The organism is Pseudomonas gingeri, assembly GCF_013385425.1.
Classification (GTDB): domain Bacteria; phylum Pseudomonadota; class Gammaproteobacteria; order Pseudomonadales; family Pseudomonadaceae; genus Aquipseudomonas; species Aquipseudomonas gingeri_D.
Window position 1 is genome coordinate 83,271 of sequence record NZ_JACAQA010000015.1, and the last position, 15,072, is coordinate 98,342.

General features: G+C 62.0%; 12 protein-coding genes and 1 pseudogene. 10 read left to right on the forward strand and 3 right to left on the reverse strand.

Going from position 1 to position 15,072, the window contains the following annotated elements; genetic code table 11:
- The first annotated feature begins 2 nt into the window (after positions 1–2).
- From HX830_RS18690 to HX830_RS18720, 7 genes are all read left to right on the forward strand, one after another.
- On the forward strand, positions 3–833 hold the full coding sequence (locus tag HX830_RS18690; protein WP_103498321.1) for a TIM barrel protein: 831 nt from the start codon (positions 3–5) through the stop codon (positions 831–833).
- On the forward strand, positions 830–2,761 hold the full coding sequence (gene iolD, locus HX830_RS18695; RefSeq protein WP_177101801.1) for a 3D-(3,5/4)-trihydroxycyclohexane-1,2-dione acylhydrolase (decyclizing): 1,932 nt from the start codon (positions 830–832) through the stop codon (positions 2,759–2,761). Before HX830_RS18690 ends, iolD begins: the two co-directional genes overlap by 4 nt.
- Positions 2,762–2,803: 42 nt before the next feature.
- Complete coding sequence (locus HX830_RS18700; RefSeq protein ID WP_152741409.1) at positions 2,804–3,814, forward strand: Gfo/Idh/MocA family protein; 1,011 nt, start codon at positions 2,804–2,806, stop codon at positions 3,812–3,814.
- Positions 3,815–3,869: 55 nt separating this feature from the next.
- Positions 3,870–4,730, forward strand: a complete 861-nt coding sequence (locus HX830_RS18705; RefSeq protein ID WP_177101803.1) for a sugar phosphate isomerase/epimerase family protein — start codon at positions 3,870–3,872, stop codon at positions 4,728–4,730.
- 169 nt (positions 4,731–4,899) lie between these two features.
- Positions 4,900–5,826: a sugar ABC transporter substrate-binding protein gene (locus HX830_RS18710; protein ID WP_152741408.1), complete on the forward strand. Its 927-nt coding sequence runs from the start codon at positions 4,900–4,902 to the stop codon at positions 5,824–5,826.
- A gap of 70 nt (positions 5,827–5,896) precedes the next feature.
- Positions 5,897–7,465: a sugar ABC transporter ATP-binding protein gene (locus tag HX830_RS18715; protein ID WP_177101805.1), complete on the forward strand. Its 1,569-nt coding sequence runs from the start codon at positions 5,897–5,899 to the stop codon at positions 7,463–7,465.
- 66 nt (positions 7,466–7,531) lie between these two features.
- Entirely contained in the window at positions 7,532–8,554 is a 1,023-nt protein-coding gene (locus HX830_RS18720; protein WP_100941611.1) for an ABC transporter permease, read from the forward strand.
- A 57-nt stretch (positions 8,555–8,611) separates the two neighbouring features.
- Here HX830_RS18720 and HX830_RS18725 read toward each other — a convergent pair whose 3' ends face one another.
- On the reverse strand, positions 8,612–9,634 hold the full coding sequence (locus HX830_RS18725; RefSeq protein ID WP_177101807.1) for a glycosyltransferase family 9 protein: 1,023 nt from the start codon (positions 9,632–9,634) through the stop codon (positions 8,612–8,614).
- A gap of 225 nt (positions 9,635–9,859) precedes the next feature.
- Here HX830_RS18725 and HX830_RS32545 point away from each other — a divergent pair.
- Together HX830_RS32545 and HX830_RS32550 are read left to right on the forward strand one after the other, a co-directional pair.
- Positions 9,860–10,624, forward strand: a pseudogene (locus HX830_RS32545) (MCP four helix bundle domain-containing protein); the annotation flags it as partial.
- Positions 10,619–11,482: a methyl-accepting chemotaxis protein gene (locus HX830_RS32550; RefSeq protein ID WP_370868296.1), complete on the forward strand. Its 864-nt coding sequence runs from the start codon at positions 10,619–10,621 to the stop codon at positions 11,480–11,482. The pseudogene HX830_RS32545 and the gene HX830_RS32550, both read left to right, overlap by 6 nt.
- Positions 11,483–11,609: 127 nt before the next feature.
- Here HX830_RS32550 and HX830_RS18735 read toward each other — a convergent pair whose 3' ends face one another.
- Together HX830_RS18735 and HX830_RS18740 are read right to left on the reverse strand one after the other, a co-directional pair.
- Complete coding sequence (locus HX830_RS18735) at positions 11,610–12,797, reverse strand: MFS transporter (RefSeq protein ID WP_152741405.1); 1,188 nt, start codon at positions 12,795–12,797, stop codon at positions 11,610–11,612.
- A gap of 61 nt (positions 12,798–12,858) precedes the next feature.
- Positions 12,859–14,049 carry a serine hydrolase domain-containing protein gene (locus HX830_RS18740; RefSeq protein ID WP_177101809.1) on the reverse strand — a complete coding sequence of 397 codons (1,191 nt, stop codon included), beginning with the start codon at positions 14,047–14,049 and terminating at the stop codon, positions 12,859–12,861.
- 125 nt (positions 14,050–14,174) lie between these two features.
- Between HX830_RS18740 and HX830_RS18745 the strand changes: the two genes are divergently transcribed.
- Positions 14,175–15,068 (forward strand): LysR family transcriptional regulator, encoded by an 894-nt coding sequence (locus HX830_RS18745; protein ID WP_103495108.1) that lies wholly within the window; start codon positions 14,175–14,177, stop codon positions 15,066–15,068.
- Positions 15,069–15,072: the final 4 nt, after the last annotated feature.

Here is a 15,072-nt window from a genome sequence, read left to right on the forward strand (position 1 = left end):
TAATGAACCAGCCCCTGCGTTTCGCCCTGAACCGTATGGTTGCCCCACGTTTGTCACTGCCGCAATTCATTGAACTGGCGGTGGCCCTGAAGGCCGATGCCATCGAGATCCGCAACGATCTCATGGGTGTCGAGATCGAAGATGGCACACCGGCCGTGCGGGTCCGCGAGTTGTGCGCGGCCCACGGCATCAAGGTGCTGTCGATCAACGCCCTGTACCCCTTTGATGTCTGGAATGCCGAGCGCCGTGCGCAGACCCTGGCGCTGGCGGCCTATGCCCGTGATTGCGGGGCCGAGGGCCTGGTGATGTGCCCGTTCAATGATCGCGACGATCCACGCTCGGAAGCACAACGCAACGCCGGGTTGCGTACGGCCTTGAGCGAACTGGCGCCGATTCTGCGTGAGTACGGGATTCTCGGTTTTATCGAGCCCCTGGGTTTCGAAGAGTGCGCATTGCGGCGCAAGCGCACGGCGGTGGAGGCGATCAAGGCGATTGGCGGGCTGGATGTGTTCCGCCTGGTGCATGACACCTTTCATCATCACCTGGCCGGCGAACAGGAATACTTCCCCGAGCTGACCGGCCTGGTGCATATCTCCGGGGTCGAGGACGCGCAAGCGCCGCTGGCGACCATCCGTGACGGCCATCGGGTGCTGGTGGGCGAGGCCGATATCCTCGGCAACGCGGCGCAGATCGAAGCCTTGCGCAGCAGCGGTTACAACGGCTACCTGTCGTTCGAACCCTTTGCCGAAAGCGTGCATGGGCGGGCGGATATCCAGCAGGCCCTGGGCGCGAGCATGGTCCATCTTCAACAGGCATTGGCGGTGCAAGCATGACCACGACCCGACTGACCATGGCCCAGGCGCTGGTGAAGTTCCTCGACAACCAGTACGTCGAGGTCGATGGGGTGCAAAGCAAGTTTGTCGTCGGGGTCTTCACCATCTTCGGCCACGGCAATGTGCTCGGCCTTGGCCAGGCACTGGAGCAGGACAGCGGCGACCTGGTGGTCCACCAGGGCCGCAACGAGCAGGGCATGGCCCATGCGGCCATCGGCTTTGCCAAGCAGCACCTGCGGCGGAAAATCTACGCCTGCACCTCGTCGGTCGGCCCCGGCGCGGCGAATATGCTCACCGCCGCCGCGACGGCGACCGCCAACCGTATTCCCCTGCTGCTGCTGCCCGGCGATGTCTACGCCAGTCGCCAGCCGGACCCGGTGCTGCAACAGATCGAGCAGTTCCATGACCTGAGCATCAGCACCAATGATGCTTTCAAGGCCGTCAGCAAATACTGGGACCGCATCAATCGTCCGGAACAGTTGATGAGCGCGGCGATCCACGCCATGCGGGTACTCACTGATCCTGCGGAAACCGGCGCGGTAACCCTGGCCTTGCCCCAGGACGTCCAGGCCGAAGCCTATGACTACCCCGATTATTTCCTGCAAAAGCGCGTGCACCGCATCGACCGCCGTCCGGCCACCGAGGCCATGCTCGGCGACGCCGTGGCGCTGCTCAAGGGCAAGCGCAAACCGCTGATCATCTGTGGTGGCGGGGTTCGGTATTCCGGGGCGAATGCGGCGTTGCAGGCCTTTGCCGAACGCTTCGACATTCCTTTCGCCGAGACCCAGGCCGGCAAGAGCGCGGTGGTCTCCAGCCATCCGCTGAACGTCGGCGGCATCGGTGAAACCGGCTGCCTGGCGGCCAACCTGCTGGCCAAGGAAGCCGACCTGATCATCGGCATCGGTACCCGCTACTCGGATTTCACCACCGCGTCGAAGTGGCTGTTCCAGCATCCCGAGGTGCAGTTCCTCAACCTCAATATCAGCCCCTGTGACGCCCTGAAACTCGATGGCGTGCAGGTGCTGGCCGATGCCCGCTCAGCGTTGCAGGCGTTGGGCGAGGCGCTGGGTGATTACCGCGCCAGCTGGGGCGAGCAAACACGCCAGGCCAAGGCCCGGTTGGACGAGGAGGTCGACCGGGTCTATCAGGTCGAGTACCAGGCCAAGGATTTCGTCCCGGAAATCAACGACCACATGGACCCGGCGGTGCTGCGCGAATTTATCGAGCTGACCGGTTCCTGCCTGACCCAGAGCCGGGTGCTCGGCGTGTTGAACGAAACCCTGGCCGATGACGCGGTGATCGTCGCGGCGGCCGGCAGCTTGCCCGGCGACCTGCAACGCAGCTGGCGCAGCAAGGGCGTGAACACCTATCACGTCGAGTACGGCTATTCCTGCATGGGCTACGAGGTCAATGCCGCCCTCGGGGTGAAACTCGCGGAACCGGCGCGGGAGGTCTATGCCCTGGTCGGCGACGGCTCCTACATGATGCTGCATTCGGAGCTGGTCACCTCGATCCAGGAGCGGCGCAAGATCAACGTGATCCTGCTCGACAACATGACCTTCGGCTGCATCAACAACCTGCAGATGGAACACGGCATGGACAGCTTCGGCACCGAGTTCCGTTTCCGCGATCCGGCCACCGGCAAGCTCGACGGCGACTTTGTCCCGGTGGACTTCGCCATGAGCGCGGCGGCCTACGGTTGCAAGACCTACAAGGTCAACACGGTCGAGCAGTTGCAGGCGGCCCTGGCCGATGCGCGGTTGCAGACGGTGTCGACGCTGATCGATATCAAGGTCCTGCCCAAGACCATGATTCACAAATACCTGTCCTGGTGGCGGGTCGGCGTGGCGCAAGTCTCCACCAGCGCGCGCACCGATGCCGTGGCCAAAAACCTTAACGAGCAACTGGCCAAGGCGCGTCAGTACTGAGCCCTTGCACCGAACAACAAATACGCCAACAGGAGTTTTCCCATGTCTTTAAAGCTAGGTGTCATCGGCACCGGTGCCATAGGTCAGGATCACATTCGTCGTTGCAGCAAGACCCTGCTCAACAGCCAGGTGGTGGCGGTCACCGACATCAACCTGCAACAGGCGGCCAAGGTGGTCGCCGACCTGCAACTGACCGCCGAGGTCTACCCGGACGGTCATGCGCTGATCAAGGCGCCGGAAGTCGAAGCGATCCTGGTCACGTCCTGGGGCCCGAGCCACGAGGAGTTCGTGCTGGCGGCGATTGCGGCCGGCAAGCCGGTGTTCTGCGAGAAGCCGCTGGCGGTCACCGCCGAAGGCTGTCGCAAGATCGTCGCCGCCGAAGTGGCCCATGGCAAGCGCCTGGTGCAGGTCGGCTTCATGCGTCCCTACGATGAAGGTTACCGGGCCCTCAAGGCGGTGATCGACAGCGGTCAGATCGGCGAGCCGTTGATGCTGCATTGCGCCCATCGCAACCCGACCGTGGGTGAGAACTACAAGACCGACATGGCCATCACCGACACCCTGATCCATGAGCTGGACGTGCTGCGCTGGCTGCTGGCCGATGACTACGTGTCGGTGCAGGTGGTGTTCCCGCGCAAGACCAGCAAGGCTCATGCCCACCTGAAGGACCCGCAGATCGTCCTGCTGGAAACCGCCCGGGGCACGCGGATCGACGTCGAGGTCTTCGTCAACTGCCAGTACGGTTATGACATCCAGTGCGAAGTGGTCGGCGAAACCGGCATTGCCAGGTTGCCGGAGCCCTCGCAAGTGCAACTGCGCAGCGGCGCCAAGCTGTCCAATGCAATCCTGATGGATTGGAAAGACCGCTTTATTGCCGCCTATGACGTCGAGTTGCAGGCGTTTATCGACGGCGTGCGCGCCGGCCAGGTCGGCGGCCCGTCGGCGTGGGATGGCCTGGCGGCGGCGGTGGCGGCGGATGCCTGCATCGAAGCCCAGGGCAGCGGGGCGATTGTCCGCATCGGGCTGCCGGAGCGCCCACACTTCTACGGCTAAGGCCTTGCCATTGAGCGTTCCCACCCCGCGGGTGGGAACGCAAGGAGAACCCATCATGCGTATTGCCCTCGACCCCTATATGTACCGCAACTTGCCCCTGGGCAAGATGGTCGACAAGGTCGCCGAGCTCGGTTACCAACATATCGAGCTGTCGCCCCGGGAAGATTTCCTGCCGTTCTACAAGGCGCCACGGGTTGACCGGGCGCGCATCAAGGCGTTTCGCAAAGCCCTGAGCGACACCGGGGTGCAACTCTCGTCGCTGCTGCCGATGTATCACTGGGCCGCCGCCGACGAAGGCCTGCGGGTGGCGGCGGTGCGCAACTGGAAGCGGGCGATCCAGATCGCCGTGGACATGGACTGCGAGCTGGTCAATACGGAGTTCACCGGACAGTCGGACAACCCGCTGGTCTGTGAAAACCAGTTCATGCGCTCGATGGACGAGTTGATGCCGGAGTTCGAACGCGAAGGCATCAAGCTGGATATCCAGGCGCACCCCTATGACTTCTGCGAGCGCAACAACGAGTCGGTCGACATCATTCGTGGCCTCGACCGCGACTGGATCAACTACCTCTATGCCGCTCCGCACACCTTTTTCTATGACGACGGCAAAGGTGACATCGCCTCGATGCTCAAGTACGCCGGCTCCAAGCTCAGTCACCTGATCATCGCCGACACCTACAACCACAAGGCCTCGTCGAGCCTGCGTTATATCGTCAATCCACCGGGGGTCACGGCCACCGTGCACCAGCACCTGGATATCGGCCAGGGCGAGGTCGACTGGGAGGCGTTTTTCGGCACCCTGCGCGAGATCAAGTTCGATGGCATCGCCACGGTATCGGTGTTCGCCTGGGAGGATCGCCCGGACGAATCGAACCGGATGATGCTCGAACGCGTCACCCGCGAGCTTTGCCAGTAAGGCCCAAAGATGAAAAAGAAAATAAATTTCTAAAACAGATTGATATGGAAATTATTTTCCAATAAAGTCAATTTCAGGTTGTCGACTGCTGACGATCGTTCGCTTGCCGGTCACTGAAAGAGTCACGTTTGATCCATAAAACCAACAAGAATGTGGAGAAAGACTTTTCATGAAAACCAAGATCCGTTTCACTTCCCTTGCCCTGTCCCTGATGCTCGCCAGCGGTGCCGCCTTCGCCGACATGAAGATCGGCGTGAGCATGTCGCAGTTCGATGACACTTGGCTGACCTACCTGCGTGAATCCATGGACCAGAAAGCCAAGTCCATGCCCGACGGTGTGAAACTGCAGTTCGAAGACGCCCGTGGCGATGTGGTCAAGCAACTGAGCCAGGTGGAAAGCTTCGTCAGCCAGAAGGTCGACGCCATCATCGTCAACCCGGTGGACACTGCCGCCACCAAGAAAATCACTGACGCGGCGGTCAAGGCGGGGATTCCCCTGGTCTACGTCAACCGCCGGCCGGATGATCTGAACCTGCCCAAGGGCGTGACCACCGTCGCTTCCAACGACCTCGAAGCCGGGCAGATGCAGATGCAGTACCTCGCCGAGAAAATGAACGGCAAGGGCGACATCGTGATCCTCCTCGGTGACCTCGCCAACAACTCCACCACCAACCGTACCAAGGGCGTCAAGGACGTCCTGGCCAAGTACCCGAACATCAAGATCGAGCAGGAGCAGACCGGTACCTGGTCGCGGGACAAAGGCATGACCCTGGTCAACGACTGGCTGACCCAGGGCCGCAAATTCGATGCCGTGGTCGCCAACAACGACGAGATGGCCATCGGCGCGTCCATGGCGCTGGAGCAGGCCGGGGTGAAAAAGGGTAGTGTGCTGATTGCCGGTGTCGACGGTACCCCCGATGGCCTGCGTGCGGTGACAAAAGGCGATATGACGGTCTCGGTGTTCCAGGATGCCAAGGGCCAGGCGGTCGGTTCCCTCGACGCCGCGGTGAAGATGGCCAAGCATGAGCCGGTCGAACAGGCGGTGTGGGTGCCGTATCGCCTGATCACTCCGCAAAACGTTGCTCAGTTCAAATAGTCAGTCCGTTCAATAACAACAATAAACAAGCAAGGTCGCACTGCCCGCCTTGCTGATGGAGTACCTGATCATGTTCGCTTCAGCGACTGCTTCGAGCAACCCGCTGGTGGGTATCCAGCCAACCGCCCTACCTGTCGATGAGCCGTACCTGCTGGAGATTGTCAACGTCAGCAAGGGTTTTCCCGGGGTAGTGGCGCTGTCCGATGTACAACTGCGGGTCCGCCCGGGGTCGGTGCTGGCCCTGATGGGCGAGAACGGTGCCGGCAAATCCACCCTGATGAAAATCATCGCCGGCATCTACCAGCCGGACGCCGGTGAGCTGCGCCTGCGCGGCAAGCCGGTGGTCTTCGAAACGCCGCTGGCGGCCTTGCAGTCCGGGATCGCGATGATCCACCAGGAACTCAACCTGATGCCGCACATGAGCGTCGCCGAGAACATCTGGATCGGCCGCGAGCAGCTCAACGGCTTCCATATGATCGACCACCGGGAAATGCACCGTTGCACGGCGAAACTGCTGGAACGGCTGCGCATCAACCTCGACCCGGAAGAACATGTCGGCAACCTGAGCATCGCCGAACGGCAGATGGTCGAGATCGCCAAGGCGGTGTCCTACGACTCCGACATCCTGATCATGGATGAACCGACCTCGGCCATCACCGACAAGGAAGTCGCCCACCTGTTCTCGATCATTGCCGACCTCAAGTCCCAGGGTAAGGGCATCATCTACATCACCCACAAAATGAACGAAGTGTTCGCCATCGCCGATGAAGTGGCGGTATTCCGCGACGGTGCCTATATCGGCCTGCAGCGGGCCGACAGCATGGACGGCGACAGCCTGATCTCGATGATGGTCGGGCGTGAACTGAGCCAGTTGTTCCCGGTGCGCGAAAAGCCGATCGGCGATCTGCTGCTGTCGGTGCGCGACCTGCGTCTGGATGGCATCTTCAAAGGGGTGTCGTTCGACCTGCATGCCGGTGAGATCCTCGGCATCGCCGGGTTGATGGGCTCGGGCAGGACCAATGTCGCCGAAGCGTTGTTCGGCATCACCCCCAGCGATGGCGGGGAAATCCGCCTCGACGGCCTGCCGGTCCGGATCAGCGACCCGCACCTGGCGATCGAGAAGGGTTTTGCCCTGCTCACCGAGGACCGCAAGCTCAGTGGCCTGTTCCCGTGCCTCTCGGTCATGGAAAACATGGAAATGGCCGTGCTGCCGCATTACGTCGGCGGCAACGGCTTTATCCAGCAGAAAGCCTTGCGCGCCCTGTGCGAGGAGATGTGCAAGAAGCTGCGGGTGAAAACCCCGTCGCTGGAGCAGTGCATCGACACCTTGTCTGGAGGTAACCAGCAAAAGGCCTTGCTCGCCCGTTGGCTGATGACCAACCCGCGGATCCTGATTCTCGACGAGCCGACCCGGGGCATCGATGTCGGCGCCAAGGCCGAGATCTACCGGCTGATCGCCTACCTCGCCAGCGAAGGCATGGCGGTGATCATGATTTCCTCGGAACTGCCGGAAGTGCTCGGCATGAGCGACCGGGTGATGGTCATGCACGAGGGCGAGCTGATGGGCACCCTCGACCGTGGCGAGGCGACCCAGGAGCGGGTCATGCAACTGGCCTCCGGGATGACCGCGGTTCACTAGTTGTTCAACGAACAGAGGCCGGCGGCGGTGCTCCGCGCCGGTAACGCGATAGAAGGGTGAGTGGTTATGAACGTGATACTGGAAAACAAGCCTGCAACGGTGCCGGTCAAGAGTCGCCGGCGCCTTCCCACCGAACTGAGCATCTTCCTGGTACTGATCGGCATCGGCCTGGTCTTCGAACTGTTCGGCTGGATCGTCCGCGACCAGAGTTTCCTGATGAACTCCCAGCGGCTGGTGCTGATGATCCTGCAGGTGTCGATCATCGGCCTGCTGGCGATCGGGGTCACCCAGGTCATTATCACCACCGGCATCGACCTGTCGTCGGGCTCGGTGCTGGCACTCTCGGCGATGATCGCCGCGAGCCTGGCGCAGACCTCGGACTTCGCCCGGGCGGTGTTTCCGTCGCTGACCGACCTGCCGGTGTGGATCCCGGTCATTGTCGGACTCGGGGTAGGGCTGCTGGCGGGGGCGATCAACGGCAGCATCATTGCCTTGACCGGGATTCCGCCCTTTATTGCCACCCTCGGCATGATGGTCTCGGCCCGTGGCCTGGCGCGTTACTACACCGAAGGCCAGCCGGTGAGCATGCTCTCGGATTCCTATACGGCCATCGGCCACGGCGCGATGCCGGTGATCATTTTCCTGGTGGTGGCGCTGATCTTCCATATCGCCCTGCGCTACACCAAGTACGGCAAGTACACCTACGCCATCGGCGGCAACATGCAGGCGGCGCGTACTTCCGGGATCAACGTCAAGCGCCATCTGGTGATTGTCTACAGCATCGCCGGGCTCTTGTCGGGACTGGCCGGGGTGGTCGCTTCGGCACGGGCCGCCACCGGGCAGGCGGGCATGGGCATGTCCTACGAACTGGACGCGATTGCGGCGGCGGTGATCGGCGGTACCAGCCTGGCGGGCGGGGTGGGGCGCATTACCGGCACGGTGATTGGCGCGCTGATCCTCGGGGTCATGGCCAGCGGCTTCACCTTTGTCGGCGTCGACGCTTATATCCAGGACATCATCAAGGGACTGATCATCGTGGTGGCGGTGGTCATCGACCAGTATCGCAACAAGCGCAAACTCAAGCGCTGAGCGAGATATAAACGACAAGGGCCTTTTCAGGCCCTTGTTGCGTTATCGATCAGAACCTCAGGCCACTGCCGAGGTGATGGGCGCTGAATCCTGTTGCGTCGGTGTCTCCGGTAAATAGCGCACAACAGCCTGATAGACCTCGTCCACCGAAATATTGTCCATCCCGTCTTTTTGAATAATGCTGTGATGGGTGTTTGCGGGATAAGGCCCGGTGTGCGCCGGATCGGTTTTTCCGCAGAGCAGGACCATCGGTCGTTCCATTGCACAGGCCACATGCATCGGGCCGGTATCTCCGGTCAGGAGCAAGTCACAGCGCTTGAGCACCGCCGCGAGTTGGCCGACATTGGTTTTGCCGATGAGATTCAGGATGTTCGGGTTGGCGGTCAGCGCGTCGGACGCGAAGGCTTCGCTGGGGGAGCCGGTAAGTACGATATGCACAGCAGGGTGCTCTTTTATCAGGCGTTGGATCAGTTGATCAAAGCGCTTGAAGGACCAGCTGCGAGTATCTTTTGTCATCAGGAAAGGAAACAGCTTGTACAGGATCCGCTGACCTTTTTTCGAAATCTGATGGCAGCCCATGTGCAAGGCCAGGATAAACGGCTGTGGGGCGGCTGGAATGGGGCTCAACAGTAAATCGGCCAGCGACTCGTCCTGGGCATTCGTATTGAGCTCATAGGGGCCCAATGGAAATTGCGCCACGTTCGGCATCTGCTGAATCAGGAATCGATAGAAGTTTTCCGAATAATGAAACGCACCGGCATAACGCGGGGGCATCAGGACGCGCGGAATGTCTCCCAGGTATTCGACGACGTGGTTGATATTTTGCAGGGGCAAGATGACATCGTATCCGGCGGCCAGTTGCTCGATAGGCTGTTCTTCCGCACGGTAGAGTGTATCGATGCAGGTATTTTGCGACAGCAGCTCATGGGACAGGGCTGATAACGTGACAACGTCTATTCGGGCATGCAGTTTTGCAAGGCGCAGCGCGCGGATACCGGGTGTTGCGAACAGGGTATCGCCCAGGCGGTGGGGAGCCACCAGGAGAATTTTTTCTGCGGCCTGTAGCGGGCTGGTTGTCATGCAATGGATCCGGTTCGGGTTTGGAGAGGGCGACGGCTCGCAGGAATGACTGGCCACCGAAAAGGAGCGATCTTATCAATTCTGTGGTTTTTTTCCTACTTTGTGCCCGTTGGTAGGCCTACCTACAGAAAATCGCAACCAAGCCGATAACCTTATGGCCGGGATCGCCTGCTATCCTGCCGCGGCCTGCTGTCTTCCGTCCCCGTTCAATGCGAGATCCCGCCCATGTTGTTGAGAAATATCCGGATTGCACCCCGAGCGTTTATCGGTTTTGCCGCAATCGCCTTGCTCAGTGTGTTCCTGGGGCTGTTCGCGTTGAAGCAGATTCGCGACGTGCAGGCCCAGGCCGCCGATATCCAGAACAACTGGCTGCAGCGGGTGCGGGTGCTGGCCTCGGCGAATGCGTCGCTGGACCGTTACCGCCTGGGCTCCATGGCCCACATCCTGTCTTCCAGTGCCGCGGACATGAAAGTCTACGAGGACAAATCGGCCGGGCGCTTGCAAAGCGTGCATGAGCAGATGTCGATCTACGCGGGCTTGCTGACCAGCGGCGACGACAAAGGGCGGCTGGACGCCTTCAACCGCAGCCTGGAAGCCTATGCCAAGAATCACCTCGAATTGCTCAGGCTGTCGCGGCTGGGGGACAAGGCCGGTGCCAACACCTACCTCTCGACCATCCGTGAATCCTATGAACAGATGACCAAGAACCTCGATGACCTGATCGAGCATGCCAACCAGGGCGCGGAGCTGGCCGGCAAACAGTCGGCCAGCACCTATGACAGCGCGGTGGCGGGCATCGGCCTGGTGATTCTGCTGGTGGGTATCGGCACCGTGCTGGTGGCCTGGCTGCTCACCCGCAGCATTACCGTCCCGATCATCGAGGCGGTGCAGGTTGCGGAAACCATCGCCAAGGGTGACCTGACGCAACCGATCAATCCGGCCGGCAACGACGAAGCCAGTCGCTTGCTCGCGGCCCTGGCGGTGATGCAGGGCAGCCTGCTCACCACCCTCAAGCAGATCACCCATTCGTCGACCCAACTGGCCTCGGCGGCCGAAGAGTTGAACGCGGTGACGGCCGAGGGCAGTCGTGACCTGCAACAGCAGCATGGGGAAATCGAACAGGCCGCCACCGCGGTGACCGAGATGACCAGCGCCATTGAAGAGGTGGCCAGGAACGCCTCGTCCACCTCGGACCTGTCCCAGGAGTCCCGGACCATTGCACTGAAGGGGCAGCAGCGGATGGTCGAGGCGGTGACGGCGATTGTCGCGCTGACCCGTGGCGTCGAGGTCAGCTCCGAGCAGATCGGCGGACTGGCGGCGCAGGCCCAAGGCATCGGCAAGGTCCTCGATGTGATTCGTACCATCGCCGAGCAGACCAACCTGCTGGCGCTCAATGCCGCCATTGAAGCGGCGCGCGCCGGTGAGGCCGGTCGTGGCTTTGCGGTGGTGGCGGATGAAGTACGGGCCCTGGCCCATCGGACCGCGCAGTCGACCCGGGAAATCGAAGAGATGATCGGCAGCATCCAGACCGGTACCGCCACTGCCGTGAGTGGCATGCACAACAGCAGCAACATGACCCGGCAGACCCTGGAGCTCGCCGAAGCGGCCAAGACCGCGCTGGCGGAAATCGTCGAGGCGAATGACGAGATCAATAACCGCAACCTGGTTATCACCACCGCCGCCGACGAACAGGCCCATGTCGCCCGCTCGGTGGATCGCAACCTGCTGAATATCCGCGAGTTATCGATCCAGTCTTCCGAAGGTTCGAACCAGACCACCGCCGCGTCGCAGTCCCTGGCCCACCTGGCCACCGAACTCAATACCCTGGTCAAGCATTTCCAGATCTAGGCGCCCCAAGCAGACCGATTCCCCCTTGGTCCGAGTTCCATCAATGCCCTGTAACAGGCCAGCCCACCTCCCGGTGGGTGGCTCGCTGTCCGAAAGTCCCATCAGTCAATGGCCACGCAGCGATGCGTCACTCAGTCTGCTGCGACGGATGCGCCCCCCTTTTGGCAGCACCGCTGAAGAACAGCACTTTTATCGCGATGATCAGCACGGCCAGCCCGGCAAACAGGCAACCGCTGTACAGGGTTCCCCGCAAGCCCAGGCGAGCCAGGAACCAGCCGCCGGTCGTGGAACCGAGACTCACGCCCAGATTGATGAAGGAAATGTAGAGACCGGTGGCGAACTCAGGTGCCTCCGGTGCCTCGGACGTGAGCCAGATCTGCGTGACGATCAGCCCGCTGGTATGGGTTGCGCCCCAGATCAGCACGATCAGCAGCATGGCCGGCAGGGATGGACTGGCGAACAGGTACAGCAGGCCATAGGCGCCGGCCAGCAGGATCGGATGGAGCAGGGTGGTACGCACCATGTTCTGGCCGATCAGCTTGCCGGCATACAAGTTGCCGGCGACTCCACCGATGCCGAATACCACCAGCAGGATACTGATCCACTGTGCGCTCATGCCCGCTTCCTTGGCCAGGTACTCGGCCGAGTAGCTGTACACGGAAAACATCGCGGCAAAGATCAGGGTCGAGGCGGTGATATTCAGCCACAGCGGGAACTTGCGCAGGATCGCCAGTTGTTCCTTGTAGGACGCGTTCGCCTTGCCCGGGGCATCCGGCAATTGCGCAATGATCCCCAGGCCGGCGATGCAGTTGACTGCCGCGCAAAACAGGAACGAAGTCTCATAGGAAAACTGCGCGGCGATCAGGGTGGTCAGCGGCACTCCCAAAACCATGCCCATGCTGGTGCCGACAAACGCTTTGGCCGCGGCCCGTGTCGACTCCTCGGGCGGGTACAGCGCGGTGGCGGCGACGAATGCCAGCGAGAAGTACACGGGGTGGAACAACGCCGGGATGATACGCAGCAGCATCAGCGATTCGACGTTCGGGGCGTAGGCTGATAGCACGCTGGTACCGGCGAACACGAACAGCGCCAGACTGAGCATGTGTTTGCGGTTGAAGCGCGAGAGCAGCAACACCATGACCGGGCCGAACACCGCGATGATCAAGGCGAACAGTCCCACCAGCAGGCCTGCTTGGGAAGCGCTGATGGTAAAACGTTCGATGATCATCGGCAGGATACCGACCACGCCGAACTCAAGGGTGTAGACGCCGAACAGGCCCAGGGCGAGGAAGTAGATCGGGTGGAGGATTTTCATCAGAGTGATTCCAGGTTTTGATGCGCGGGGTACTGCTCGTGGCACCAGCCCCGGCCCGTTGTTATAGGCCGTAGACCGCGTTGCAGAGGTCGACGGTGAATTGCCCGAACATGCCTTCGAAGGCGGTGTTGGTAAACGCCACCACCGTCAACTCCTGGGCCGGGTCGACGAACCAGGAGTGTCCGTAGGCACCGCCCAGGCGCCAGGTGCCGACGGATTCGACGGTCTGCGCGGCGGCCGGATCCTTGAGTACCGTGAAGCCGAGGCCGAAGCCGCGTCCCGGCCAGTTGGCCAGTTCCAGGTCGCCGGTCTGGCTGCTGCCCATTTCCGCCACCAGGTGCTTGGGCAGCAGCGGCGCGCCGCCTTTGCGCAGGGTTTCCAGAAGCTGGAGAAACTCCCCGGCGCTGCCGACCATGCCCGAACCGCCGGAGTCATAGGCCTGGGTGTCCAGGGCGCGGTCCGGGTCCAGCCGGATGCCGGCGGTGCCTTCAAACACCGGGACCACTTCCAGCCCCTGCATGCGCCGTGGCTGTGGCTGGTCATTGAGATAGGCCGGGCTCAGGCGGTCGACGTCGGTCACCCGGAACCCGCTATCGCGCCAGCCCAGCGGGCGGGCGACCAACTGCTCCACCGCCTCGGCCAGCGAGGTGCCGTGGGCGGCGGCGATTACCCCGCCCAGCACATCGGTGGCAATCGAGTAGCCCCACTGACTCCCCGGTTTGTAGAGCAGCGGGGCCTGGCCCAGGCGATGCAGGTTTTCTTCCAGCGAGAGTTCGGTACGGTCCATGCCGTCGGAGACGCCGGCCTCGAGATAAGGGCCGCCTTGATCGCTCTCCAGGAAACCGTAGGTGAAACCGGCGGTGTGGGTCAGCAATTGGCGTACGGTGATCAACGCCGGGGTGCCGTCGGCCAGGGTCGGCTTGAAGTGCGGCAGCCAGTGGGTGATGTTGTCGTCCAGGTTGATACGGCCCTGGGCGATCAACGCCAGGGCCGCCACCGAGGTGATCGGCTTGGAGACCGAGGACAGGCGAAACAGGGCGTCCAGGTGCATTGGCAGCCTGGCCTCACGGTCGGCCAGGCCGGCCGCGCGCTGATAGACCAGTTGTCCGCGATGGGCGACCAGGACTACGGCACCGACCAGGCGCCGGTCATGCAGGGTCTGTTCGAGCACGGCGTCGATGCGCGACGCCAGGCGGGTTGTCTCGACAGGACGAAGGGATTGCAGTGAGCGTAGCGGTTCGTTGACGGTCATATCGGGCCCCGGATGGTGGATGGGTCAAGCTGATGAATCGATGGTAGGGCGGGGCCGATCAGGGAAAAAGAAGTTACAATTCCGGGCTACACGGACCTTTTTGTCCTTAATCAAGGGAATGAGTGATGGATAAGCTCAATGGCATCACCGTGTTCGTGCAGGTCGCCGAAAGTCGCAGCTTTGTCGCCGCCGGCCGCTTGCTCGGGGTGTCCGCCTCGGCCGTGGGCAAAAGCATTGCCCGCCTGGAACACAAGCTCAGTGCGCGGTTGTTCCATCGCAATACCCGCAGCCTCAACTTGACCGCTGAAGGCGCGCTGTTTCTGGAGCGCTGCCGGCGGGTGCTCAACGAACTGGAGGCGGCCGAGCAGGAACTGTCCAGCTCCAGCGATGCGCCACGGGGCAAGTTGCGCATCAGCCTGCCGTTGCAGGGCAATGTGCTGTTTATGCAGTTGTCGTCGTTCATGCGCGAGTACCCGGAAATCCGCCTGGAGCTGGACTTCACCGATCGCCTGGTGGACGTGGTCGAGGAGAGCTTTGACGCCGTGGTGCGTACCGGGCAACTGCACGATTCGCGGTTAATGGCGCGGAAGCTGGGCAGTTTCGCGTTTCATCTGGTCGGCGCACCGGGGTATTTCGCCGCCAGGGGCTACCCGCAGGCGGTGGAGCAACTGCTGGAGCACCAGTGCCTGCATTATCGGATGCCCTCCACCGGCAAGCTGGAGAAGTGGCCGTTGGAGGGACTGGTCGCGGGGGCCGAGCTGAAGGTGCCGGAGACCATGGTCTGCAACAACCTGGACATGCTGATCCATAGCGCCCGGCAGGGCCTGGGCATTGCCTGCGTGCCCGAGTTCGCCGTGCGCGAGGCCCTGGCGGCCGGAGAGCTGGAGTCGATACTGCCGGGACGGATCCTGCGTACGCTACAGATGCAGGTGGTCTGGCCGTCGAGTCGCTACCTGACACCCAAGTTGCGCGCGTTCATCGATTTTATCTGCGCCAGTGGCCTGACGTCGTCGGGCTGAGGTG